The sequence below is a fragment of the Cryomorphaceae bacterium 1068 genome (genome assembly GCA_027214385.1).
Classification (GTDB): Bacteria; Bacteroidota; Bacteroidia; order Flavobacteriales_D; family Cryomorphaceae; genus JAKVAV01.
In genome coordinates this window covers 125,266-146,680 of sequence record JAPVXR010000010.1, presented here as the reverse complement: position 1 = coordinate 146,680, position 21,415 = coordinate 125,266, and the positions used below count along the sequence as shown (strand labels likewise).

General features: G+C 44.1%; 17 protein-coding genes, 1 other RNA gene and 2 pseudogenes. 11 read left to right on the top strand and 9 right to left on the bottom strand.

The features are described from left to right. Position 1 precedes the first annotated feature (1 nt). The 3 genes and pseudogenes from O3Q51_13125 to O3Q51_13115 form a co-directional block, all read right to left on the bottom strand. Positions 2 to 373 (bottom strand): annotated as a pseudogene (locus O3Q51_13125) (four helix bundle protein). Between the two features lie 148 nt (positions 374 to 521). Beyond that, entirely contained in the window at positions 522 to 857 is a 336-nt protein-coding gene (locus tag O3Q51_13120) for a hypothetical protein (GenBank protein ID MCZ4409755.1), read from the bottom strand. A gap of 30 nt (positions 858 to 887) precedes the next feature. After that, entirely contained in the window at positions 888 to 2,105 is a 1,218-nt protein-coding gene (locus O3Q51_13115) for an NADH:flavin oxidoreductase/NADH oxidase family protein (GenBank protein ID MCZ4409754.1), read from the bottom strand. Between the two features lie 148 nt (positions 2,106 to 2,253). On the opposite strand from O3Q51_13115, the gene O3Q51_13110 reads away from it, so the two are divergent. Beyond that, the gene (locus O3Q51_13110; protein MCZ4409753.1) at positions 2,254 to 2,541 is read left to right on the top strand and encodes a nucleotidyltransferase family protein; all 288 of its coding nucleotides are present in this window, start codon (positions 2,254 to 2,256) and stop codon (positions 2,539 to 2,541) included. Beyond that, positions 2,534 to 2,875: a DUF86 domain-containing protein gene (locus O3Q51_13105; protein ID MCZ4409752.1), complete on the top strand. Its 342-nt coding sequence runs from the start codon at positions 2,534 to 2,536 to the stop codon at positions 2,873 to 2,875. The genes O3Q51_13110 and O3Q51_13105 overlap by 8 nt, the downstream gene beginning before the upstream one ends. A gap of 28 nt (positions 2,876 to 2,903) precedes the next feature. Here the strand turns inward: O3Q51_13105 and O3Q51_13100 are convergent, their stop codons facing one another. Then, positions 2,904 to 3,974, bottom strand: a complete 1,071-nt coding sequence (locus O3Q51_13100; GenBank protein MCZ4409751.1) for a rhodanese-related sulfurtransferase — start codon at positions 3,972 to 3,974, stop codon at positions 2,904 to 2,906. Between the two features lie 95 nt (positions 3,975 to 4,069). Here O3Q51_13100 and rnpB point away from each other — a divergent pair. The 4 genes from rnpB to O3Q51_13080 all read left to right on the top strand — a co-directional run bounded on the left by rnpB (position 4,070) and on the right by O3Q51_13080 (position 7,218). Continuing rightward, positions 4,070 to 4,439: RNase P RNA component class A (gene rnpB, locus O3Q51_13095), an RNA gene on the top strand. Between the two features lie 156 nt (positions 4,440 to 4,595). After that, the gene (locus tag O3Q51_13090) at positions 4,596 to 4,823 is read left to right on the top strand and encodes a hypothetical protein (GenBank protein MCZ4409750.1); all 228 of its coding nucleotides are present in this window, start codon (positions 4,596 to 4,598) and stop codon (positions 4,821 to 4,823) included. 351 nt (positions 4,824 to 5,174) lie between these two features. Further along, on the top strand, positions 5,175 to 6,116 hold the full coding sequence (locus O3Q51_13085; GenBank protein ID MCZ4409749.1) for a hypothetical protein: 942 nt from the start codon (positions 5,175 to 5,177) through the stop codon (positions 6,114 to 6,116). Continuing rightward, entirely contained in the window at positions 6,031 to 7,218 is a 1,188-nt protein-coding gene (locus tag O3Q51_13080) for a tryptophan 2,3-dioxygenase family protein (GenBank protein ID MCZ4409748.1), read from the top strand. The genes O3Q51_13085 and O3Q51_13080 overlap by 86 nt, the downstream gene beginning before the upstream one ends. On the opposite strand, the gene O3Q51_13075 is transcribed toward O3Q51_13080, so the two are convergent. The 5 genes from O3Q51_13075 to O3Q51_13055 all read right to left on the bottom strand — a co-directional run bounded on the left by O3Q51_13075 (position 7,215) and on the right by O3Q51_13055 (position 16,001). Further along, the gene (locus tag O3Q51_13075) at positions 7,215 to 7,991 is read right to left on the bottom strand and encodes a hypothetical protein (protein MCZ4409747.1); all 777 of its coding nucleotides are present in this window, start codon (positions 7,989 to 7,991) and stop codon (positions 7,215 to 7,217) included. The two genes, O3Q51_13080 and O3Q51_13075, sit on opposite strands and share 4 nt — an antisense overlap. Before the next feature lie 127 nt (positions 7,992 to 8,118). Then, a complete protein-coding gene (locus O3Q51_13070; protein ID MCZ4409746.1) occupies positions 8,119 to 8,814 on the bottom strand; it encodes a peptidoglycan DD-metalloendopeptidase family protein in 696 nt (231 codons plus the stop codon). A gap of 1 nt (position 8,815) precedes the next feature. After that, positions 8,816 to 11,008 (bottom strand): hypothetical protein, encoded by a 2,193-nt coding sequence (locus O3Q51_13065; protein MCZ4409745.1) that lies wholly within the window; start codon positions 11,006 to 11,008, stop codon positions 8,816 to 8,818. Next, entirely contained in the window at positions 11,005 to 12,012 is a 1,008-nt protein-coding gene (locus O3Q51_13060) for a PorP/SprF family type IX secretion system membrane protein (GenBank protein ID MCZ4409744.1), read from the bottom strand. Before O3Q51_13060 ends, O3Q51_13065 begins: the two co-directional genes overlap by 4 nt. Beyond that, a complete protein-coding gene (locus O3Q51_13055) occupies positions 12,009 to 16,001 on the bottom strand; it encodes a gliding motility-associated C-terminal domain-containing protein (protein ID MCZ4409743.1) in 3,993 nt (1,330 codons plus the stop codon). Before O3Q51_13055 ends, O3Q51_13060 begins: the two co-directional genes overlap by 4 nt. 92 nt (positions 16,002 to 16,093) lie before the next feature. On the opposite strand from O3Q51_13055, the pseudogene O3Q51_13050 reads away from it, so the two are divergent. The 5 genes and pseudogenes from O3Q51_13050 to leuD all read left to right on the top strand — a co-directional run bounded on the left by O3Q51_13050 (position 16,094) and on the right by leuD (position 21,405). Further along, positions 16,094 to 16,264 (top strand): annotated as a pseudogene (locus O3Q51_13050) (DnaJ domain-containing protein). Between the two features lie 380 nt (positions 16,265 to 16,644). After that, positions 16,645 to 18,855 carry a S46 family peptidase gene (locus O3Q51_13045; GenBank protein ID MCZ4409742.1) on the top strand — a complete coding sequence of 737 codons (2,211 nt, stop codon included), beginning with the start codon at positions 16,645 to 16,647 and terminating at the stop codon, positions 18,853 to 18,855. Position 18,856: 1 nt separating this feature from the next. After that, positions 18,857 to 19,096 (top strand): 4a-hydroxytetrahydrobiopterin dehydratase, encoded by a 240-nt coding sequence (locus O3Q51_13040; GenBank protein ID MCZ4409741.1) that lies wholly within the window; start codon positions 18,857 to 18,859, stop codon positions 19,094 to 19,096. Positions 19,097 to 19,363: 267 nt separating this feature from the next. After that, on the top strand, positions 19,364 to 20,773 hold the full coding sequence (leuC, locus tag O3Q51_13035) for a 3-isopropylmalate dehydratase large subunit (protein ID MCZ4409740.1): 1,410 nt from the start codon (positions 19,364 to 19,366) through the stop codon (positions 20,771 to 20,773). Positions 20,774 to 20,808: 35 nt separating this feature from the next. After that, entirely contained in the window at positions 20,809 to 21,405 is a 597-nt protein-coding gene (gene leuD / locus O3Q51_13030) for a 3-isopropylmalate dehydratase small subunit (protein ID MCZ4409739.1), read from the top strand. The last annotated feature ends 10 nt before the right edge of the window (positions 21,406 to 21,415 follow it).

The following is a 21,415-nucleotide window of genomic DNA, read 5'->3' as shown; positions in this document are numbered from 1 at the left end:
TTTAGTCGATAGTCGATAGTCTGGGGTTTATACTATAATCAATTTCATTTTGGTAAAACTCAGGAGGCTCCGAAATGTTCGGGTAGTCTGATGCTTTTATTGAGGATTGCAAATTTGAAATCATTCGACCCAAAGAGTCAGATAATGAGAGCAGTGTCTCGTAGTCTGCGTCGACCTTGAATTTTAGCCTTTGTGAAATCTCAAGTTGGGTTTCTAATTCAGCTAGAGAACCTTTTGCAATTCCCAGAAAATGGTGAAACTCACGCTGACCATTCCTTCGCGCTCCTTCAGCAATATTACTCGGCTTAGAAACGGCTGATCTCCTCAATTGACTTATCAGACCAAATTTTTCTGAATCAGGAAAAGTGTCAGTTAGTTGATATACTGCCTAAACCAAATCCATCGACTGCTTCCAAACTCTCAAATTTCTATACTGGTTCATATTGATAAAAATAGTGTTTTAAGAAAACACCATACTAACCAAAACCAGATATCACAGACCATCGACCACGGACTAAGGACTATCGACCATTTGGCGCCTCTACATCCGCAATAAACCACGAACCTTTATCATTGGAGACAAGCCAAGCTACCGGCCACCAAACTCCTTCTTTGGCCACCACGGTGAAATCGTCCGTTGTTGCAGAGGGTTCATCAAATGCCAATCCGAGTTCCAAAAGCTTCTCGAATACTTCTCGCACTTCTGTGGCATTTTTTACTCCCATACCTACCAGATATTCATCTTCTTGAAAATCGCCACCGCCGAAGTTTTCTCTCAGTGTTTTCACGCCACCCGCTACTAAATCCTCGATTTTGAACTTGGGTACTATGACATTGTAGTGGCGGTAATCGATCATGTTGCAAACATAATTAACAGATTCAAAAACCTAGGCTTTCTCTCGACGAAGTCCTTTGAAAAACTCATAGGTTACTAAGAAGTTGGCACACAAAAAGGCATTCATCTTCTTTTTGATTGGTTGTCCTTTAGCGATTTGGATGAGTTGTCGAGCGTAAAAACCAGCTTCGGCAGAGTCGTTTACTGATTTTAACCAAGAACGAATCGGGGGATTGTCCAAAGTGATTTTTTTATTGCTCAAAAATTGAGGGATCAAGTCGATATTCGACAAGAAGGGTCTGCCCATACCAACAACATCTAGTTTGTTTGCTTTGAGCGCTTCATTGCAAAACCTAGAGCTGCGAAATCCCCCCGTTACCATGATGGGCATTTTGCTTGATGCGCGCACCCTTTCGGCGAAATCCAAGAAGTAGGCCTCGCGCTTTTTGGTGCTCTCTCGCTGCTCTTCGTCGTGGAGAAAGAAGGCAACTTTCTCATACGTACCTCCCGATATTTCAAGCAGATCAACACCTTCAACTTCGAGCATCTCGATTACGTTCAAGGCTTCGTCTTCTATAAATCCTCCGTGTTGAAAATCAGCCGAGTTGAGTTTCACTGATATCGGAAATTCAGGGCCTACCACCTCTCGAACCGAGCGTACAATCTCTTTAAGTAGCCTTGAGCGGTTTTCCAATGAGCCACCCCATTGGTCCGTTCTTCTATTGGTAAGGGGAGAAAGAAACTGACTCAATAAGTATCCATGAGCCGCGTGAATTTGAACTCCCGTAAAACCTGCTTCTTTGGTAATCAGAGCTGCTTTTCGGAATTGATGAATGACTTTGAGAATCTCCGACTCATCCATGGCCTTAGGTTTTCCAAAGAGTCCCATTTTATGGAGCTGAATGGCGGATGGCGCCAGCGGTTGTTTGTTGACAAACCGATTGGTCTGTCTCCCTGCATGCGACAGTTGAATCCAGAAATGTGTTTGTGGTCTGTCCACCGAAGCCGCCCAGCTTTTGAGTTTCTCCAAGTCAGACTTTTCGTCAAAACAGATATTGCCTGCTGACTCCAAATGGTCCCTATCGACGAGAACGTTTCCCGAGATGAGCAATCCCGCTCCGGTTTCGCTCCATGCACGATACAGTCGCTCGTGTTCAACTGTTGGTTCTTGACGACTATTGGCAATGCGCTCGGTCATGGCTGCTTTGGCCAGTCGGTTTTTGAGGATTTCGCCGCAAGGGAGTCGAAGGGAATTTTGGAGTTCAGTCATCAGTTATCAAAGGTAGGTGTATCGACTGATTCATATCTTCAAATACTTCAATCAATTAGAGTAGTTTTTCATTCTCTCCAATTCAAATTATTCATCACCTTTCAGCAGATGAGCAAGACAACGTTAAGTTTTGTATTTTTGATTGATCATGGTTCCAGGCGATATCCAACTAAAATTAACCGTACTGAAGTCTTCTTTGGAGAAAAAATATCCATTGAAGACAATGGCAATTTTTGGATCATACTCTCGCAACGATTTCACAGAGGATAGTGATCTGGATATTTTGGTGGAGTTCAATGGAAAAATTGGAGCGCGATTCATCAATTTGGCGGAGGAGTTGGAAGAAGGATTGGGACTAAAGGTTGATTTGGTTTCTCGCAATGGAATTAAGCCAAAGTACTACGAGGCCATCAAAAATGATTTAATTTATGTCTAAGCGAGAAGATTTGTTTCTTGTTCAAGACATGCTGGAATCAGGGCAAAAAATTATTTCATACACTTCAGGATACTCTTACGATGATTTTATAAATGATGAGAAAACGGTTGATGCTGTTATTCGAAATTTTGAAATAATCGGAGAAGCTGCCTCCCGAATCTCAGAGGAGTTAAAGAATTCGAATGATGGAATCCCATGGAAGCAACTCAAGGGTTATCGAAATCGGCTGATCCATGAGTATTTTGGAGTTGATTATCGAATAGTTTGGGAAGTAATCGATGAGAATCTACCTCACGTCATTCATGAATTGAAAATCCTAGAACGGAAGCTTTAACTTCCAAAGGGAGCTAACAGTACTGACTCTACTTATACTTTTTCAGAGCTTCCTCCAAAGGATTATGCAATGTCTTGTATTTGATATGTGGCGACCGTCCTTTCTTGTAAATCTTAGCGTTGGCGTGCTTTCCTTCACGGTGTTTTTTCTGCTCTTCTTCGGTTAGGTGAGTTACCTCTTGGCAATCAGTTGAGCAGCAACCTTCGTACTTCTCCGCACATTTTTCGCATTGGATAAAGAGAGTGTGGCAGCCCTTGTTCAGGCAGTTTACATGGGTGTCATTTGGCTCGCCGCATTGGTGGCAGCGGGCGATAACGTCGCGGGTAATTCCTTCGGCCATACGCTCATCAAAGACGAAATTCTTTCCAACGAACTTATTCTCTAGTCCCTTTTCATTGGCACGCCGCGTGTACTCAATGATACCACCTTCGAGCTGATGTACATTGGGAAAACCTTGGTGCTTGAGCCAAGCTGATGCTTTCTCGCAACGGATTCCTCCCGTGCAATACATCACCAAGTTTTTGTCTTCCAATCCTTTCAGATTGTCCAAGATATGAGGCAACGAGTCGCGAAAGGTATCCACATCCGGTGTAATGGCATTTTTGAAATGGCCTACTTCCGTTTCGTAGTGGTTGCGCATGTCGATCAATATGGTGTCGTCCTGTTCAATCAGTTCATTGAACTCTTCCACTTTGAGGTGTTTCCCCTTGTCGGTTACGTCAAAGGTCTCGTCGTTGAGGCCGTCAGCTAGAATTTTTGGCCGCACCTTGATGATGAGTTTATAGAAACTCATTCCATCATCATCTACCGCTACATTGAGGCGAATGCCATTCAGGAAGCTGATACCGTTCAAGTGGTCTCTAAAGTCTTCAAACTGTTCTCGTGGAACTGAGATTTGCGCGTTTATACCTTCGTGGGCCACGTAAGTGCGTCCGAAAATGCCGAGGTCAGTCCAGTGGATGAAAAGGTAATCTCTGAAAAGTTGAGGATTGCCGAGCTTCGCATATTGATAAAACGATACGGTGACCCTATCGTGGTCACTTTCGATCATGCGCTTTTTAAGCACGCGCCAATCCTCTTCGTTGTGCAGGTGTTTCATGTTACAATTGCAAGTTATACCGTGAAAAAATGCTTCAAAATGAAGAGAATACAAAGATAGATTTTTAGGCGAACGATTACAATTCGGCTACCTTTGTTTCAAACCGTTCCATCGCTGCTAGACTTGATCTAGGAGAGGAAAGTCCGGACAGTACAGAGCACCGCGCTTCCTAACGGGAAGAGTCCGCCTAAGGCGGATATGGAAAGTGCCGCAGAGACAATACCACCAAGCTTTGGCTTGGAAAGGGTGAAAAGAGTGGGGTAAGAGCCCACAGCTGTATGTGGTAACATGTGCAGGTGGTAAACCCCGCGGACTGTAAGGCCATGTAAACCGAGGCTTGAGAGCTGCTCGCTCGACTCGGAGGGTAGGCTGCTCGATCCTGTCGGCGACGACAGGGCTAGATAAATGATGGAAGCCCCGATTTCGATTGGGGAACAGAATCCGGCTTATAGGTTTTACTTTTTAAAAGGCCTGACTTGAGATAGTCGGGCTTTTTTTAATTCATAAATTCACTAAGCCATAGCGGCCAATTTGCAATTTGAATTATTCATCATGTTTTTCATTTCCATTTATAAGCCAATGGAAATAAGACTGAAAAGTGAAATTCATTATCTTTAGATCATGACATTGATAGAAAAAAGACAACTCATTATCAAGGAAATTTTGGACTTAACAGACGAAACATTACTTGATGATCTCGTGGCGCTTCTCTCTAAAACTAAGTCTCAGGATTTGTACTCTAAAGAGTTGAAGGATTCGATTGAACGAGGACTTAAAGATTACGAGGAGGGGAGGGTTCGCTCTAACAGTGTTGTAATGGAAGAGTTCAAGGCTAAGTATGGCTTATGAAATTGTATGGACTCGTGAGGCGGAAATTCGACTTTCCGAGATATCAGATTATCTCATTAAAGTATGGAGTCTGAATAAACTCTTCAATTTTTCTCAGCTGTTAAGCCAGAAACTTGATATTATATCAGAGCACCCATTTTCCTTCAGAGTCATAGAGAAAAATGGGAATCGCGAGGCGGTCTTGACCAAGCATAACTTGTTAATATATAAAGTGGAGAATGATAGGATCATCTTGCTTACCATTTGGGATACGAGAATGAATCCTGAAAATAGGGAATACTGAATCCAAGCGTGATTTTCTAACTGAAGCTCTTTTAAAACTTAACCACTCTTTTTTCGTTGACTAATTCTATGAAGGCTCTTGTCTTATTTCCTCTCTTTTTATTGGCCTTTGGCTTGAAAGCCCAAGAAACTGATATCGCCAAAATGGTGACCATGGACGAGTTTGTGGTAAATGCCGCTATGGAGGATTTCAATGCAGAGGATTTCATCAAACAGGTTATTGAAGACACCACCTTTTACCAAGCCTTTCTCAACCTCAAGTACTTTCCTCACGAGATCAAGGGAGCGATGGTAGTCTACGACAAAGACGATAGCGAATTTGCCACACTCCAACGGAAGGCAGTTCAACACCTCACTCCCGATGAAGTGAAATGGGTAGAAATCACCTATGAAAAAACCAACGGTAAGATCAAAAAGAAAAACGGTAAGTGGCGCTACCTGACCGCCGAGGTCTACGACGACGTTTTCTTCCCGACTGAGAAACATTCGGTTTCGAATGAAATGGTTCAGCGAGAGCAAGAACTAGAAGCTGATTCCAAAATGGAGAAGCACAAGGCGCAGCTCAAAAAGATGCTATTCAATCCGGGGCAGCCGATTGATAACGTTCCGTTCATTGGCGATAAGCTAGCCATTTTCAGTCCCGAGATGGTTCAGTATTACGATTACTCGATTTTCCTCTATGAATACAACGACTCGATACCGTGTATCGCCTTTTCGAGTTTTGTAAAAGAAGGAGAGGAAGATGAAGTGGTCATCCGGGATATGACGTCTTATTTTCATAGGGATACCAAGGAGGTCATTGCACGGGCGTATCGCTTAGCGCATAAAACACTTCTTTTTGATTTTGATATTTCCATTAAGGTAGAGAACATGCTTGTCAATGGTTGGCTCATGCCAAAGTCCGTTTCCTATGACGGTGGCTGGGATGTGCCATTTAAGAAACCTGAGATTATCAGTTTTAAGATGGAATGTGCTGACTACGAAACGAATTCAGGACGGTACGCGAAGTGACAAAAATCAGGTTGTTAGCCCCTCTTCAATTCCTATCTTGCGGCACCATTCAACCCACTCGATTATGTCCAAAAAAGAAGTTTACTACAAAGACTATTTACAGCTCGACAAAATACTCGGAGCACAAGAGCTGGAAAGCGACAAGGCAGGTGTTGAAGCTCACGACGAGATGCTTTTTATCGTGATTCACCAGGCCTATGAACTCTGGTTCAAGCAGGTGCTTTACGAGCTAGATTCGATTACAGCCCTGCTTTCTAAGCCAACGGTAAATGACAACGACCAAACATTGCAGGTCGTGGTCCACCGTAGTCGCCGCATTATTGAGATCCTCCGCTTATTGGTAGATCAGATTAATGTAATGGAAACCATGAGTTCGCTTGACTTCCTCGACTTTCGCGACTTGTTGAGGCCTGCCAGTGGGTTCCAAAGCATTCAATGGAAAGAGCTGGAGGCAAAGCTGGGACTTCACTACGAAAACCGTCACGGTAAGCAATACTACGTTTCTCAGTTGCGACCTGAGGATGTGGGTCGAGTGAGAGATATAGAGAAGCAAACCAATCTCCTTGATTTACTGAATGTTTGGTTAGAGCGAATGCCTTATTTCGAAAACGAAGAAATCTGGGGACAGATCGCCGACAATAAGCCTGAAGAACATCCATTTTGGTCTGACTACAGAGAGAAGTACACAGGAGGATTGCTCGATATTGAGAAATCGAATGCAGACCTTTTTGATAGGACCCTTTTTGGAAATGATGAAGACCCCAAAAGACGGCTTTCGGCTAAAGCATGTCGCTCGGCGCTATTCATCTATCTGTACAAAGGTTTTCCTCTACTGCACTTACCTTATGAATTGATGGTGTCGCTGCTGGAAATAGATGAGCTCATGGCATCTTGGCGAATGAGGCACGTGAATATGGTCATGCGGATGATCGGGTCACGAGTTGGTACGGGAAAATCAAGCGGGCACGGATATTTGAAAGGAGCCATGGATAAGCACTACATCTTCCGAGAGTTGGCTGAGTTAAATGGATTGTTGATGCCTCGAAAGGATTTGCCTGAGCTTCCAAAAGAGTTGGAGAGACTACTTGGCTTCTCGGGTTAGAGTCTTTTCACGTCGAGCGTGAAGCTTCCATTTCTAAGATCTTCTGCAGCAAATACCCTGATGGAAATATCTCCTGTAAATGTAGCGGGTCCACTCCAAGATTTGTGTTCCATGTCGGAACCAAAACTCGGTGAGATAGTGAAGTAGACGTGAGGCTCATCAGAAGAAAGGCTAATACTAATCCTCTCTCCTTGCTTGACATTCATTATCGCCGTGAAGTCTTTCTCTAAAGATACAGATTCGGGAATACTCACATTCTTCTCAGAAATGCGAACGTCATGAATGGCGTTTTTTTCCTTCAGGCTGTACCTCTGAGCAAGCGTGCTGATCGAGCGAATTGTGTGTTCTGTTAATCCAACGCTATTGATCAAACTCAATGAAGGAGTGCCACCATCAGGCAAAGCATGCGCGTAGGCTCTTCCATCGGCATAAGCAGAGATCAGGTAGTTCTCTCCATCCAATTTAGTCTCTGAAAAGGAAAGTCTTCCATAATCGAAATAAAGCGTTTTCGACAGGCTCGGGGTTATAGGTACATTTACTTTGGACACTTCGTTTTCTGCATCTAGAATAATCTCAATTTTCAGGTCATCGCTTGGCAAGTCTGCGTAGAAAATGTTTTGATCGATCTGTGCGTTTTTGGTCATGATCAACTCGCGACTATTCTCCAACCACAAATCAGCGGAAACGAAATCAGCCGTAAACTCATCTGAGACCGGGTCGTCATTTGACCCAAGAGAGGAGCATGCTAATAGCAAAACAAGGCATGATGACATAAGTCCAAACCTCTTTTTCACTTCGCTATAGCTGTATACAATTACCAAAACTTCAGGTGACTTTAAACTGCAAAATAGAGGATAGAGTTCAGAATTACTAAAAAATAGTGTTCAAACACCTTGACGTTTAGTCAATGACACCATTGAAGCCTCCGAAAAATTCAATCGGGTTTGGGCAATTTTTGAGGTATTTCTTTTTCTCCGATTCGAAGCAAACTCCCGAATAATCACCTTTTTTTCCTTGGAGATCATAGATCAATTGAAAGTGCAAGTGAGGCGGCCAATCGACGTTTTCATCCGGCCCTCCCAAATAAGCAAAGACTTCTCCTCTGAGAATCATACGTCCTACTTTCAATTCTTTAATCGAATCTCTACTCAAATGCCCGTAGAGGCTATAGAATTTTTCATTTCCTAAGACGTGCTCCAAAATAATGGTAGGGCCGTAATCACCCGATTGATTATTGTCCTTGAAGCTGTGCACCCTTCCGGGAATAGGCGCACAAACTGCTGTGCCTTTCGGAAACCAAAAGTCAACGCCCAAGTGGATGTTTCGGTATTCTTCATTCGTTGAGAAAACGGTGCTTCGCTCATAGAGATTTCGTTTTTCTGAATAGCCGCCATAAGCACCTTTGGCTCGTGCTGTCCTGATTGTACCAAAAATAAAACGGTGTAGACTTTCGAGCGACTTGTCCTCACCGGATGGAAGCAATTCGTTCTTTACAGACAAGTCTATTTTTAAAAGGTCTTTCTTCTTGAAATTCCCCTTGATCGGAAATGAGAATTTGGGGAAGAACTCTTCTCCGTAAACGGTGTACTTATTCATTCTATTCTACTTCGAAAGTCAGGTTGAGTTGTTTTTTTCGCCCGGGAAGGTTTCCAAATAGCGTGATGATTGTATTCTGTTTTCCTTCGATTTCATTTACCACCAAAATTCCATTTATGGAATGTGTGCCTTGAGTATATTCCTCGATAATTGGGAATTCTACCTCGGAGCTTTTCGTAACTGAATCAATAGCAAACGGTTTGGCGTTCACTACTTCAAAGTCGAAACGGAAAGATACCGAGTCGCCTTTGTTTACGGATCCCAAATCTATGATTTCACTTTCGAATCGAACCTCTGCGAGACTGGAATCTTCGGTGGCTCTGGTCACGGAAACGATTTCTATTTTTCGCTCTTTTGCGGCAGCAATGCTATAAACTGCGTTGCTCTCATTGGGATTATCGCTCACCAGCTTTTCGGCTACGTATTCACCGAAAGGAATTTTAGATATTCTCAGTAGCCCGCTATTTTCTGCAGTTTCATCGAGGAAAGAGTGAAGGGAACCTCGCTCGTAATTCCTCAAATAGTTTTCCAAGGAGGAGATACGTCTCTGCGTAAGGTTGACATTGTAATCGGTAGCGGCTAGTGGGCTGGCGAATCCTTTTACGGTGATTTCAATTTGAGCGCCTTCTTCCAATTCTCTTTTTAACAATTCGCTGAACAGAGCCAAGTCATTAACACCTTGATCAATCTCGTTCAAGAAAAAATCATCCATTGCTTCTTCAGCCTGATCTCCGTCGGATTGATTCAAGCCAGCACGGTACTCATCTCGGTAAGCGGGGAGGAGCTGGATGTAGTCGCGATACGTTTCTAAGTAGTCCTTGTCGGTTTCCTTGTTTCTCGTGCGAGGGTCGGGCTCATCGTTGTGAAAATAGAGCGTTACCGGTAAGTATTTATTCAGGTCTTCGAGTGTAGCGATTTGAGGTAGCGTGTCGGCTTCAATAATCTCTTTCTCTTCGAATAAAAACAAATTGTTGCAGCAACCACCGAAGTCATCTTCTCCCACGCGATTGGAGGTCAGGCTCCCTTTCTTTATTGACGGATTGAAGCTGTAATAAAGGTCGTTGGAAGGAGTGCTGAATGGAGCCTTCAGATTTTCGGGGAAACTAAACTCTCCTTCATAATAGGGCGCCTGAAATACGTCGTATCCGCCAAAACCGTGGTGCCAGTCTGAAGAGAAAAAGAGAATGTCATTATCAGTACGGTAAAACGGAGTGACTTCATTTCCCGGGGTGTTGATTACGGGGCCCATGTTAGTGAGGTCATCGGGCTTTGTAAGTTCAACAAACCACAAATCATACTGACCGAAACCATCTCTTCTGTCAGATGCGAAATAGAGCACCTCCAGGTCACCGAATCTTCCAAATGCCGGATGGGTGTAATTGCTCGTGTCAGATTCGACATTAGGAAGGATCTTCCTCCATATTAAACCATCGTAAAAATGGATACTCCGTTGTCCCTGATCGTCGATCATCACCAAGGCTTTTTGCCCTTGGTTCGATTCAACTAAGTTTCCATAATTGGCGCTCAAGTCAATGGAGGAAATAGGGTATGGCTGCACCTCCGCTAAATTTGAATCGGCTACGTAACTTTTGATAAAATAAGCCTCGCTTTCCAAGCGACCTTCGCCATCGTATTCTCCCCTTAGGGAGGTGAAGGAGAGCTTTCCGTCGTTAAGCCGATTTCCTCCGAATTCGCTGTCGCCCGAGTTTACGGGATCACCGGCACCTGTCAGTTCAAAAGGCTTTGGTTCTGCCGACCATTTTTCGGCCAAATCGCAAGAGCGAATCGATTGGGTGGCCTTCTGATAGGTATAGCTGTTAGGCTCGTCTCGGAACTGATCGCGCACACGTCGCCAGTTGATTTTGGCTTCGGCATATTTTCCTGATTGCATCTGCATCTCGGCGAGCTTCATACCAACATCATCGAAGATCATTCCTCGATCTCGCCTGAAAATCTTGTCGTAGTAATAAGTTGCTTTCTGATAATTTTGGACGCCACGATAGGCCTCAGCCACCTTGTAAATCAGTGTGCCCTTCATGCTGTCCAACTCCATTCCCGTTTTGTAATAACGTAAGGCGCCGTAGGGATCATTTTCCTCCATTGCCTGATCTCCCAGCATCATCCAGTCTTCAAGCGTTTGGCCGAAAATGCTTGTTGCGAAAAGCAAAAAGAAAATGACGATCCTGTTTTTCATAAAAAGACGGGGCAGTATTTGTGTCGGAAGGCGTTGTTTTCCACTCTTCTCCCGAAGAGGTATTGAAGACTGAATTCGAATCCACCTTGGTTTCGGCTGGAGCGTTCCAGATCTGAAACGTTGATGTCGTAGCTCACAGCTACTCGCCATGCATCGATTTCTCCACCTATCATGGCGATGCCGCTATCACCAAAGCGACCGTAGTATCCTGCAAAGATGGCACGATAGAGATTTCGCTCGTCGATCAATCGGTAGCGTGCGCCCGTTCCGAAAATCACTTCCGTAAAAGTGGCTTGATCCATCCATCGAAAAGAAGGGAGGGCATCAATGTCTTCGTTTATTTTCCAGTCGGCAGTCGCATAAACGGATGATCGAAACGGGAGTTGAATGCCCGTATCATTGAAGAATGACTGCCTCGGAGAGTTCGCGTTGTGTCCGGCAAAACCCACAGTGGCCGTCTTTCTCGGTTCAGGGGCATATTGGTATGAAAGCCCAAAATTCAAGTTTAGAAACCAGCGAGAATTTCGTGCAAAGTCTTCACCATTCGATAGGTTGGGGTCGAAGATTACACCATTGTATTGATTGTTGAATTCGAGGTCGTCGTAGTTGAGTTTGATCTGCGTAATTCCCGTTTGGAGTCCACCTCTCAGTTGATGACTACCATCATCTTTAATGTCGTAGCGATAGCTTCCGCCAATCAAAAAGCTAAAGGTGTTGAAGCGTGAGTCTCCGGCGTTATCGTTCATGATCACTGCGCCCACGGATATATTTTCCGGAAGGAAGTCGAAACTTCCATCTCCCATCAGCGCAAAGGAAGAGTAAGGGCGACTTACTTCTCGCCATTGGGTTTTTTGATTGGCGTTAAGCCGATACTCCGCATCGAAATTTCCTATCTCAGCCGGGCTGAGCAGCTGAGGTGAAAAGAAGAACTGAGAGAAGTGAACGTCCTGTCCTTTTCCCGAAAGGGTGAAGGCAATGAGCGCTATGAGCAGTAGTTTTTTCAACGAATCAATGTGATGTTTCCTTTTTCGGAATACGTGTCTCCATCATCACAAATTGCCTGGAGTTGATAAACAAAAACGGCAGGCTCTGCAGGGTTTCCTTTGTAGGTTCCATCCCAACCTACAGATTGATCTTCGGTTTTAAAAACTTCTTCTCCCCATCGATTGAAGATCGAAAAGGTCAAATCGGTGATGCCTCCACCTCTAACGAATAAAACATCGTTTTCCCCGTCGCCGTTTGGCGTAAAGGCATTTGGAACGAAAATATTGGGCGAGCCACAAAAAGATTCAAAGACCAGGATAGTAACGGTGTCTGATTTTTGGCAGAGGCCAAGGTCGTTAGCATCCGTAATTGTGACAATGTAGGTGATCGACACTTCGGCGGTGCTCACAGGATCGTTCAGATTCTGATTATCCAAATAGGTGGGAGGCTCCCACATGTAAAAGTATTCGCTGTTATCAGGAAAGACACTCAACTGACTGCTTTCGCCCAATGTGAGAATGTCGGGTTCCGCCATTGCGCTGATTTCTTCGCCACCCAGCGGCGAAGTAAGAATCGTCAGACTGTTTTCTACAGAGCAATTAAACTGAGTAGAACTAATTACGGTAAAAGTGGTCGGTTCATCAATTATTGCAGCTATTGCAGCTGTTCCGTTTCCTGAAATAATCAATTCTTCAGGCTCCCACTCATGGGTCAATTGATTGTTTGGAAAGTCATTACTCACAAAGAGTCGAGCTGTATCTCCTTGGCAGATGTACTGCTGAGCTGATAAAGTCGTTCCTGCTTCAAGTAAGCTCACGATTACTACGTCATTCAAAATGCAGCCATTGTTTTCTACTTGAATGTAATAGAGTCCTGTAGCTCCTGGGGTCACGGTAATGGAGCTATCTCCTGATGGGTTCAACACATTGCTGAAATCAGAAACATCAGACCAGGTAAATGACTCGGCTGTGCCGAAACTGCTTGCTACCAGCGTAAGCGGATCATTAAAACAAGCGAGTGTATCATCAGGTACCTCGAGGGCAATGTCAAAAGAGTTGATTTGAGATTCGGCGGAATTCGTGCATCCGAATTCATTGGTCAAGGTAACACCTATATTGAGTGAAGTTTCGGTAGTGAAAACAGCTGTTTCAGTCCCTTGACCGCTGCCGATAAACTCATCAGGATTCCAGACTATTTCTGCATTTGAATAGTTGGTCTCAAGGCTTACTTCCAATTCATTGGTGTTGCACAGAAGGGTATCGCCTATGCTTAGGGTTAAATCAATTTGTGGAGCCAAAAATACGGCTCTCAGATCGGTGCAAAGGCCATTGTCCACCTCAAGGTAAACCGTAGTTGGTTCAGTAATCGTTATGGTGAGTGTACTGTCAATAGGGCCTTGAAGAATAATGTTGTTCAGGTCTTCATCCTCTGCCCAAGTAAAAGAGGTAGCAGAGCCATTAGTAACGGCCTGGATGGTGAAAGTGGATTCGTCGCAAGAGATCAGCGTATCGGGAATTTCAAGAATCAACTGCGAGTAAACATTAATAATTTGAGTGATTGTATCTGTGAGGTTGCACGCCTGTGGGTCGTTGGCTACCAAAGTGACTTCGTATTCTCCCGGCGTGTCAAAGAGGTAGGTGACGTCCTCGTCTTCAATGATGTCGCCATTTGGGAAAAACCATTGGTAGCTCGCCTCGGAACCCGAGAAGGTGTCGCTGGTATTTTCGAAAGTGATCGGGTTTGGCAGACATTCTCCCTGACCTTCGAAATCAGCGAAGATGAGCGGTAGGTCAAAGTCGATTTTGGCAACTCCCAAATTGCAATTGGAGCTGTTGTTTAGTGGACTCAGTGCATTTGCCGGAGCAATAGGAAAATCATCATTGCCTCCGCAACCCGCACAAACGGCTTGATAGATTTTACCCGTTCGATCAAATCGACTCGTTCCTCCATCTACGTGTTCGCCACTTGTGCTGCCTCCATAAAATGAAGCAAAAGTGAGGGCGTTACCATCGTCTTCCAAGACCATGAAATAGAAATCGCGACCATCGGTGGTGGATTGAAAGGCATCATCCGTCACCTCAAGGCCGGTTGTAGTACCTTGGCTATTTGTAGGGAGTCCACCCCAGCCGGAGATGTAAATTCTATTGCAAAGATCCACAGCGAAAGCTACCGGCGATAGTGGTGGTACGCCTACTTCATTTCCGAAGGTTGTACTGAAGTTGGCCGATTCGAGATTTTGATCGAGTTTAGAAATGAACATACCTGTACCTTCTTGGCCATAATCAGCATTAAAAAACAGCTCGTTGGTTTCCGATTCCGTTTGACCAAAGAGGTAAACAGAACCCGCGTCATCTCTATCTACAAAATAGACTTGGTCGTAAAAATCCGTTCCAATATAGGTCCCCGAAAGTATGGTCGTGGCAGATTCGTCAGTGGTAATCACAAATCCATCGGCTTGCCCACCCGAATAGGTCGGTCTGTAAGCTTCTGCGGGAATGGGAAGATCTGATGAGGTGGTTCCGCCGCCTAGTGTTACACCCGTATTTCCTGAAAAAGAGATGGAATAAATAGCGTCTGCTCCGCTTCCCCCTATGTAGGTTGATGTGAGTAGTTCGGTCATGGCGGGATTCAGAAGAAAAAAGACTCCGTCTTGATTTCCGTTTAAATCTTCTTGAATGGCATCTGAAGTGGTTGGGAAATCACTGCTAAACGTGCAGCTTCCGACCAAGATGTTTCCATCTTCGTCAATTTCGATTTCACCTCTTACTTCGTCGGCATAGTTGTATTTTAAGGAGGTCGCCGTATTCGTTCCGTCGTTTTCCGTTCCTCCCACAAATGTGGACGCGATCAGGTCTTGGCCGTTTGCGCTTAGTGCACTTAAAATGATATCAGCACCCTCGCTGTAGCTTATTCCTACTCCGCCCAAAACAGTTGGGTCTCCTCCTTGAAAATCCGTTTGAAAGGCATCGATTGAAGTTGGGTAGTCATCAGATCCGGTGGTTCCCAATAAGTAGAGTCGTCCCAAACTATCTGTAATAAGGCTATGAGGCAACTCATCACCACTTCCACCTAAGTAGGTGCTGTAGTCCAGGTCTGTTCCTTCCAGATTGAACTTAGAGAGCGCTATGTCAGTACCTGCCAAAGTCCCTGCTCCGGTTCCTCCCGCCCAATCAGCTTGGTAAGCTCCCGTCGTGACAGGGTATCCCGTACCAAAAGAGGTGCTCCCTGAGTAGAGGTGCCCTTCTTGGTCGAAGGTAGCTGAGTAGCCAAAGTTATCGCTGAAAGAACCCGAATAAGTGCTGAAAATCAGCTCAGGGTCGATAATTAATTCCTGTCCTACGTCGTACTCGCCTAATTGGAAAGAGACGGTATTTCCTTCCAAATGATATATGCACTCTACTCTTATAATTTGATCGCCTATGATCTGATAAGCAAAAGGCTCTGACTCGATCACTTTTCCAACTGAAGTGTTCAATTCCAGTTTTCCATCACCTTTTAATTTCGGTTTTACCCCGTCATACACGATTTGAATTTGAGAAGGGTCTGAACCTGCTTTTGCAATAAAGTCGTATTTCAAATTCGCTTTGGAGTGGATTTTCAAATCAATTCCTTCGTAGAGATTTGAGTAAATCACTTCTTCGAAAGCAAGTGCGTTTTTACCGGATCGGTCGCCCAGATAGAAGGCGTATTTTGTTTTGAATGCTTTTTCGCCTTTCGGCAAAATTTCATTCGAACCCACGAAGTTCATCTGGTACGCATGGCAATCTAATTTTTTTGGAGGAGGGATGAGAGTTTCCCCGCGATGTGCACCAAACACTTTTGAAACTACCTCTGAATCGTAACGATCAAAAGTCAGCTTGCCGTTTTCCAAGTATAGGTTACCACCGGCAATTTCTGTTTTGAATTGAACTTTTTCGTTCCATTGTCCTTTGTTCTCTACAAAGCGATGTTGCCCGTAAGACAATACGCTGAACAAAAAAACGATTGAGAGAAGTAGAAATCGGCGCATGAATAATTTCAAGAGTCGGTTGAAAGTACAAATTTCGCCACAAGATGATGAATTAACCTTACTCACTCTATCGTTTTCTTAACTTTCGCCTGGTGCGTTTTTTTGATAAATACTACCGCGTTCTCCAATTGCCTATAGGAGCTTCTGATGCCGAAATTAAATCGGCTTATCGGACCTTGGCCAAAAAATATCATCCCGATGTCAGTGGCACCACTGAAACCCGAGCTAGTTTTATCAGGGTGAATGAGGCCTATGAGATACTCATGAAGCGTGACGCCATGGTTCAGGAGGCCATTCAGCGTAGCCGCAGGAAGAGTGCTGACCCGAGAAGAAAGAATCCTACACCAAATAGCCCTCGGTCTAGAGCGTCCTCCCATGCTGATATGAAGTATGAGGAGTTTGTCAAATCTCCACTATATCGAACTGCTATGGCTATGGACAGCGCGTTTGACTACATCTTTTTGTTTGCAGGCGTTCTGATGGTACTGGCACCGATAGTTGGATATGTTGCTGATACAATGAAGCCCAAAAAACCAGGAGAAGAAGCTGAATTTCATTTGCTACCCATATTTTTGGGAATTGGATTCCTCTATGGTCTCTGGTATTTCCTTTTCAAATCAAAACGAATTAAACAAGATCAAGAATGAGCATACGCTACAGAATACTTTTACTTCCGGTACTATTTCTTTTTGCAACAGCTTCGGCTCACGAAGGAATGTGGGTGCCAAGTACTTTGGCAAAACTGGTAATTGACGACATGCATGATGCAGGTTTGAAGCTATCAGCTGAAGAGATTTACTCCATCAATCAGAGTAGCTTGAAAGATGCGATTGTCCTTTTTGGCGGTGGATGTACTGCCGAAGTGATTTCTGAAGAAGGGCTTATCCTTACCAATCATCACTGCGGCTATGGCCAAATTCAATACCATTCATCCTTAGAGAATGATTACCTGAAAAATGGTTTTTGGGCTATGGATCGTTCTGAGGAATTAACAAATCCGGGGCTTACGGCAACTTTTGTAGTTAGAATAGAAGACGTGACCGAGACCATGATGGAAGCGGCAGGTGCACTTGAGGGTATGGAGAGAAACGCAGCACTGGCTGCAGAGGCCAAGCGGTTGGAGCAAATAGCGACAAACGGAACCCAATATGGAGCCGAGGTAAAGCCTTTTTTCTATGGAAACGCCTATTACATGACCGTTACAGAAACTTTTAATGATGTCCGTCTGGTCGGTGCTCCACCATCTGCCATTGGAAAGTTTGGCGGTGATACTGATAATTGGGAATGGCCGCGTCATACTGGTGACTTCTCTCTGTTTCGTATTTATGCCTCACCTTACAATAAGCCTGCAGATTATTCGGAAGAAAATATCCCCTACAAGCCGAAAGCGAGTTTGGAAATTGATATGAGTGGTGTGGAGCCCGGTGAGTTCACGATGGTCTTTGGATTTCCGGGAACTACTTATCAATACCTCACAAGCGACGCTGTAGATTATGTAACTAATGTTCAAAATCCAGTTCGATTGGCCATGAGGGAGGCCAGCCTTGGAGTTATCGATGCAGCAATGGAAGCTTCAGATGCGAACCGAATTAAGTATGCAGCGAAGCAATCCCGCATTAGCAACGGCTACAAGAAGTGGATAGGCCAGAATATGGGGCTGGAAAGATTCAGAGCGCTGGATAAAAAGAAAGAGCAGGAGGCAGAATTTTTAAAGAGGCTTTCTGAAAGCAATGACAAAGAGTACAGCGACCTCTTGGATAGAGTTTCAGCGCTTTACGCGAAGAATCAAAAATACCAATTGGCGAGAGATTACCTGATCGAGTATTTCTACTACGGACCTGAGTTGATTCGTTTTTCTACCAACTTTAATAACCTCATTGAAAACTACGACAGCTTGGAAACAGCAGGATTAATTGAAGGGGAGTTGGAGAAATTGTCGAAATCCATGGATAGTTTCTACAAGAACTATGATGCCTCGGTAGATCAGGGAATTTTTAGGGCTCAATCTTCCATCTTTATTACCGGATGTCCTGAAGAATTGATGAGTCCCACCTTAGCCCAAATGGCTGACAAGTCCGGAGACGATTGGCCCGAATTGGCAAATGAAATTTATGAGTTAAGTATATTCGACAATCGAGAAGAGTTAGCAGAGCTTCTCGAGAAATCGGGAAAAAAGATTTCAAAAACGCTCGCTCAAGATCCTTTTTACTTGATGGCTCAAGAGTTATTGGATAACTACAATGAACAGGTGAGGAGCGCATACGGCCTATTCAAGTTACAGGAAGATGAATTGATGAAGGACTATGTTCGCCTCACCATGGAGCTATTTCCCGAAAAGGATTATTGGCCCGATGCCAACAGCACCCTTCGATTGACTTATGGAAAAATGGAAGGCTCAGAGCCCGCAGATGGAATGGCCTATAAGCCCTACACGACCCTGGAAGGGATTTATTACAAATACATTCCGGGCGATAAAGAGTTCGATGTTCCCGAAAAGCTATTGGAACTTTACAATAACCAAGATTACGGTCAGTACGCTACCGACGGCGAGCTGAGAGTTTGCATTCTAGGTTCGAACCATACCACTGGCGGAAACTCAGGGAGTCCCGCATTGAATGCAAAGGGACAATTGGTCGGACTTAATTTCGATAGAACTTGGGAAAGCACAATGAGCGATATCATGTTCAACCCTGAGATTTGTCGAAATATCATGGTCGACGCCAAGTACGTGCTCTTCATCATCGATAAGTTTGCCGGAGCGGGACACTTAGTCGAGGAAATGAAATTGGTTTATGAAGACCAGGTTGAATTAGAGACATCCGAGTCAAGTGAAGAACCCCTAAATGCAAAATAATATGTCTGATTGGAAAGAAGAAAACAATAAGCTCACCCGACAATTTGAATTCAAAAACTTCTCGGAAGCTTTTGCATTCATGACTAGGGTTGCCATTGAAGCTGAACGATTAGGTCATCATCCTGATTGGAACAACGTTTACAATAAAGTAGAGATAAATCTGAGCACGCACGATGCTGGTAATACCGTGACAGAAAAGGACCGAAAACTTGCTGAGCGTATTGACAAACTCATGGAGTAGGTTGTTTTTCTGTGAGTGGTTTTTCGAAATTGCCCTTTCCAATTCTTCATAATCAGAACAAATGAATCGTTTCTTCTATACGATTCATGAGTGTGTAAACTCCAAAATCAGTTCGAATAAGTGTTTGTGCGACACTCTATGATGGGAATATTTCACTAATTGCATGCTGAAAGTGAAATATTGATTAAAACCAGATTGAAGTATTACTATTTTAGCGTTTAATTATCTTGCTGTCTAAATTAGCCTGTTCCATCAACCAATCGTTTTATGAGTAATACACTATTTGACAAAGTATGGGATTCTCATGTGATAAAGAAGATAGACAAAGGGCCCGACGTGCTTTTTATCGATCGCCATCTTGTTCACGAGGTTACCAGTCCGGTCGCATTCCTTGGCCTGAAAGTAAGAGGGATTCCCGTTTTATACCCTGAACGCACCTTTGCTACAGCCGATCACAACACTCCTACGATCAATCAACACCTTCCTGTAAAGGATCCTCTTTCGGCCAATCAGCTCAAAGCCTTAGAGACCAATGCGGCTCAGCATGGTATTCCTTATTGGGGGTTGGGGCATGAAAAGAATGGTATTGTTCACGTTATAGGACCCGAAGCAGGGATAACGCTTCCCGGTGCTACCATAGTCTGCGGAGATTCACATACCTCAACTCATGGTGCTTTTGGTGCTATTGCATTTGGAATTGGAACTTCTGAAGTAGAAATGGTATTGGCAACACAGTGCATCATGCAGCCAAAGCCGAGGAGCATGCGCATTAATGTCAATGGTAAATTGAGTTTTGGCGTTACCCCAAAAGATGTGGCTCTTTACATTATTTCAAAACTCAGTACATCAGGAGCTACCGGATACTTTGTAGAGTATGCAGGTGAGGTATTCCAAGATATGACTATGGAAGGCCGAATGACCGTATGCAACCTGAGTATTGAAATGGGCGCCCGGGGTGGAATGATTGCTCCCGACGAGAAAACCTTCTCGTACATCAAAGGGCGCGAGTATGCTCCAAAAGGAGCTGCGTGGGATCGTGCAATGGAATATTGGAATACCCTGCATTCAGATACGGATGCCGTTTTTGATAAGGAGATAAATTTCGATGCTTCCGATATTGAACCTATGATCACCTATGGGACCAACCCAGGTATGGGTGGTGGGATTTCTAATGGGATTCCGATGGCGTCGACTGTGGAAGGGGGCGTAAGTTCCTATCAGAAATCATTGGCTTACATGGATTTCAACGAAGGAGAGTCTATGATTGACAAAACCATCGACTTTGTATTTCTAGGTAGCTGTACCAACGGCCGAATTGAAGATTTCAGAGCTTTCGCATCGATAGTGAAAGGAAGGAAAAAAGCTCCAAATGTAACGGCATGGTTGGTTCCCGGATCGCACAGGGTAGAAGATGCCATCAAAGAAGAGGGTATTTTGGATATTTTGCACGAGGCCGGTTTCGAGTTGCGTGAGCCCGGTTGCTCGGCTTGTTTAGCAATGAATGACGACAAAGTTCCTCCAGGGAAATATGCTGTGAGTACCTCGAACCGAAATTTTGAAGGCCGTCAAGGCCCTGGTTCCAGAACCCTACTCGCTAGTCCATTGGTTGCAGCAGCAGCTGCTGTGACTGGTAAAGTAACCGATCCGAGAGAGTTAATGCAAGCCGAGATTGCTTAGCAAACTCTCTATTCTCAAAAATTTAAGCTACTATCATGGCATACGATAAATTCAATTTATTAGAAAGTACTGCAGTTCCTCTACCTATTGAGAATGTAGATACAGATCAAATTATTCCTGCACGTTTTTTAAAGGCTACTGAACGGAAGGATTTTGACAAAAATCTTTTCAGAGACTGGCGATATAATTCAGACGGCTCACCAAAAGCTGATTTTGTACTCAACAATCCCAAATACAGCGGGAAGATTTTAGTAGGAGGCAAAAACTTTGGTTCAGGTTCCTCGCGAGAACATGCCGCTTGGGCTATTTACGATTATGGATTCAGATGCGTTGTTTCCAGCTTTTTTGCTGATATTTTCAGAAACAACTGCTTGAACATCGGTGTTCTGCCCGTTCAGGTAAGCCCCGAGTTTCTTGAAAAGATATTTACCGATATAGAGGCAAATCCTGATTCAATATTTGAGGTGAGTCTTCCAAATCAAAGAATTACCATTGTCAGCAGCGGCATTTCAGAAGGGTTCGAAATCACCGAATACAAAAAAGAGAATCTCCTGAACGGTTTTGACGACATCGACTATCTGCTGAATCTCGAAGGTGAGATCAAAGATTTTGCTTCAAGCACTCCCTTCTAACCGAACTAGT

Coding starts and splice junctions, on each gene's coding strand:
- O3Q51_13055 (MCZ4409743.1), bottom strand. CDS start 16,001: ATGCGCCGATTTCTACTTCTCTCAATCGTTTTTTTGTTCAGCGTATTG.
- O3Q51_13040 (MCZ4409741.1), top strand. CDS start 18,857: ATGTCTGATTGGAAAGAAGAAAACAATAAGCTCACCCGACAATTTGAA.
- O3Q51_13110 (MCZ4409753.1), top strand. CDS start 2,254: ATGGTTCCAGGCGATATCCAACTAAAATTAACCGTACTGAAGTCTTCT.
- leuD (MCZ4409739.1), top strand. CDS start 20,809: ATGGCATACGATAAATTCAATTTATTAGAAAGTACTGCAGTTCCTCTA.
- O3Q51_13065 (MCZ4409745.1), bottom strand. CDS start 11,008: ATGAAAAACAGGATCGTCATTTTCTTTTTGCTTTTCGCAACAAGCATT.
- O3Q51_13100 (MCZ4409751.1), bottom strand. CDS start 3,974: ATGAAACACCTGCACAACGAAGAGGATTGGCGCGTGCTTAAAAAGCGC.
- leuC (MCZ4409740.1), top strand. CDS start 19,364: ATGAGTAATACACTATTTGACAAAGTATGGGATTCTCATGTGATAAAG.
- O3Q51_13070 (MCZ4409746.1), bottom strand. CDS start 8,814: ATGAATAAGTACACCGTTTACGGAGAAGAGTTCTTCCCCAAATTCTCA.
- O3Q51_13080 (MCZ4409748.1), top strand. CDS start 6,031: ATGTGCCATTTAAGAAACCTGAGATTATCAGTTTTAAGATGGAATGTG.
- O3Q51_13105 (MCZ4409752.1), top strand. CDS start 2,534: ATGTCTAAGCGAGAAGATTTGTTTCTTGTTCAAGACATGCTGGAATCA.
- O3Q51_13075 (MCZ4409747.1), bottom strand. CDS start 7,991: ATGTCATCATGCCTTGTTTTGCTATTAGCATGCTCCTCTCTTGGGTCA.
- O3Q51_13120 (MCZ4409755.1), bottom strand. CDS start 857: ATGATCGATTACCGCCACTACAATGTCATAGTACCCAAGTTCAAAATC.
- O3Q51_13115 (MCZ4409754.1), bottom strand. CDS start 2,105: ATGACTGAACTCCAAAATTCCCTTCGACTCCCTTGCGGCGAAATCCTC.
- O3Q51_13085 (MCZ4409749.1), top strand. CDS start 5,175: ATGAAGGCTCTTGTCTTATTTCCTCTCTTTTTATTGGCCTTTGGCTTG.
- O3Q51_13045 (MCZ4409742.1), top strand. CDS start 16,645: ATGAGCATACGCTACAGAATACTTTTACTTCCGGTACTATTTCTTTTT.
- O3Q51_13090 (MCZ4409750.1), top strand. CDS start 4,596: ATGACATTGATAGAAAAAAGACAACTCATTATCAAGGAAATTTTGGAC.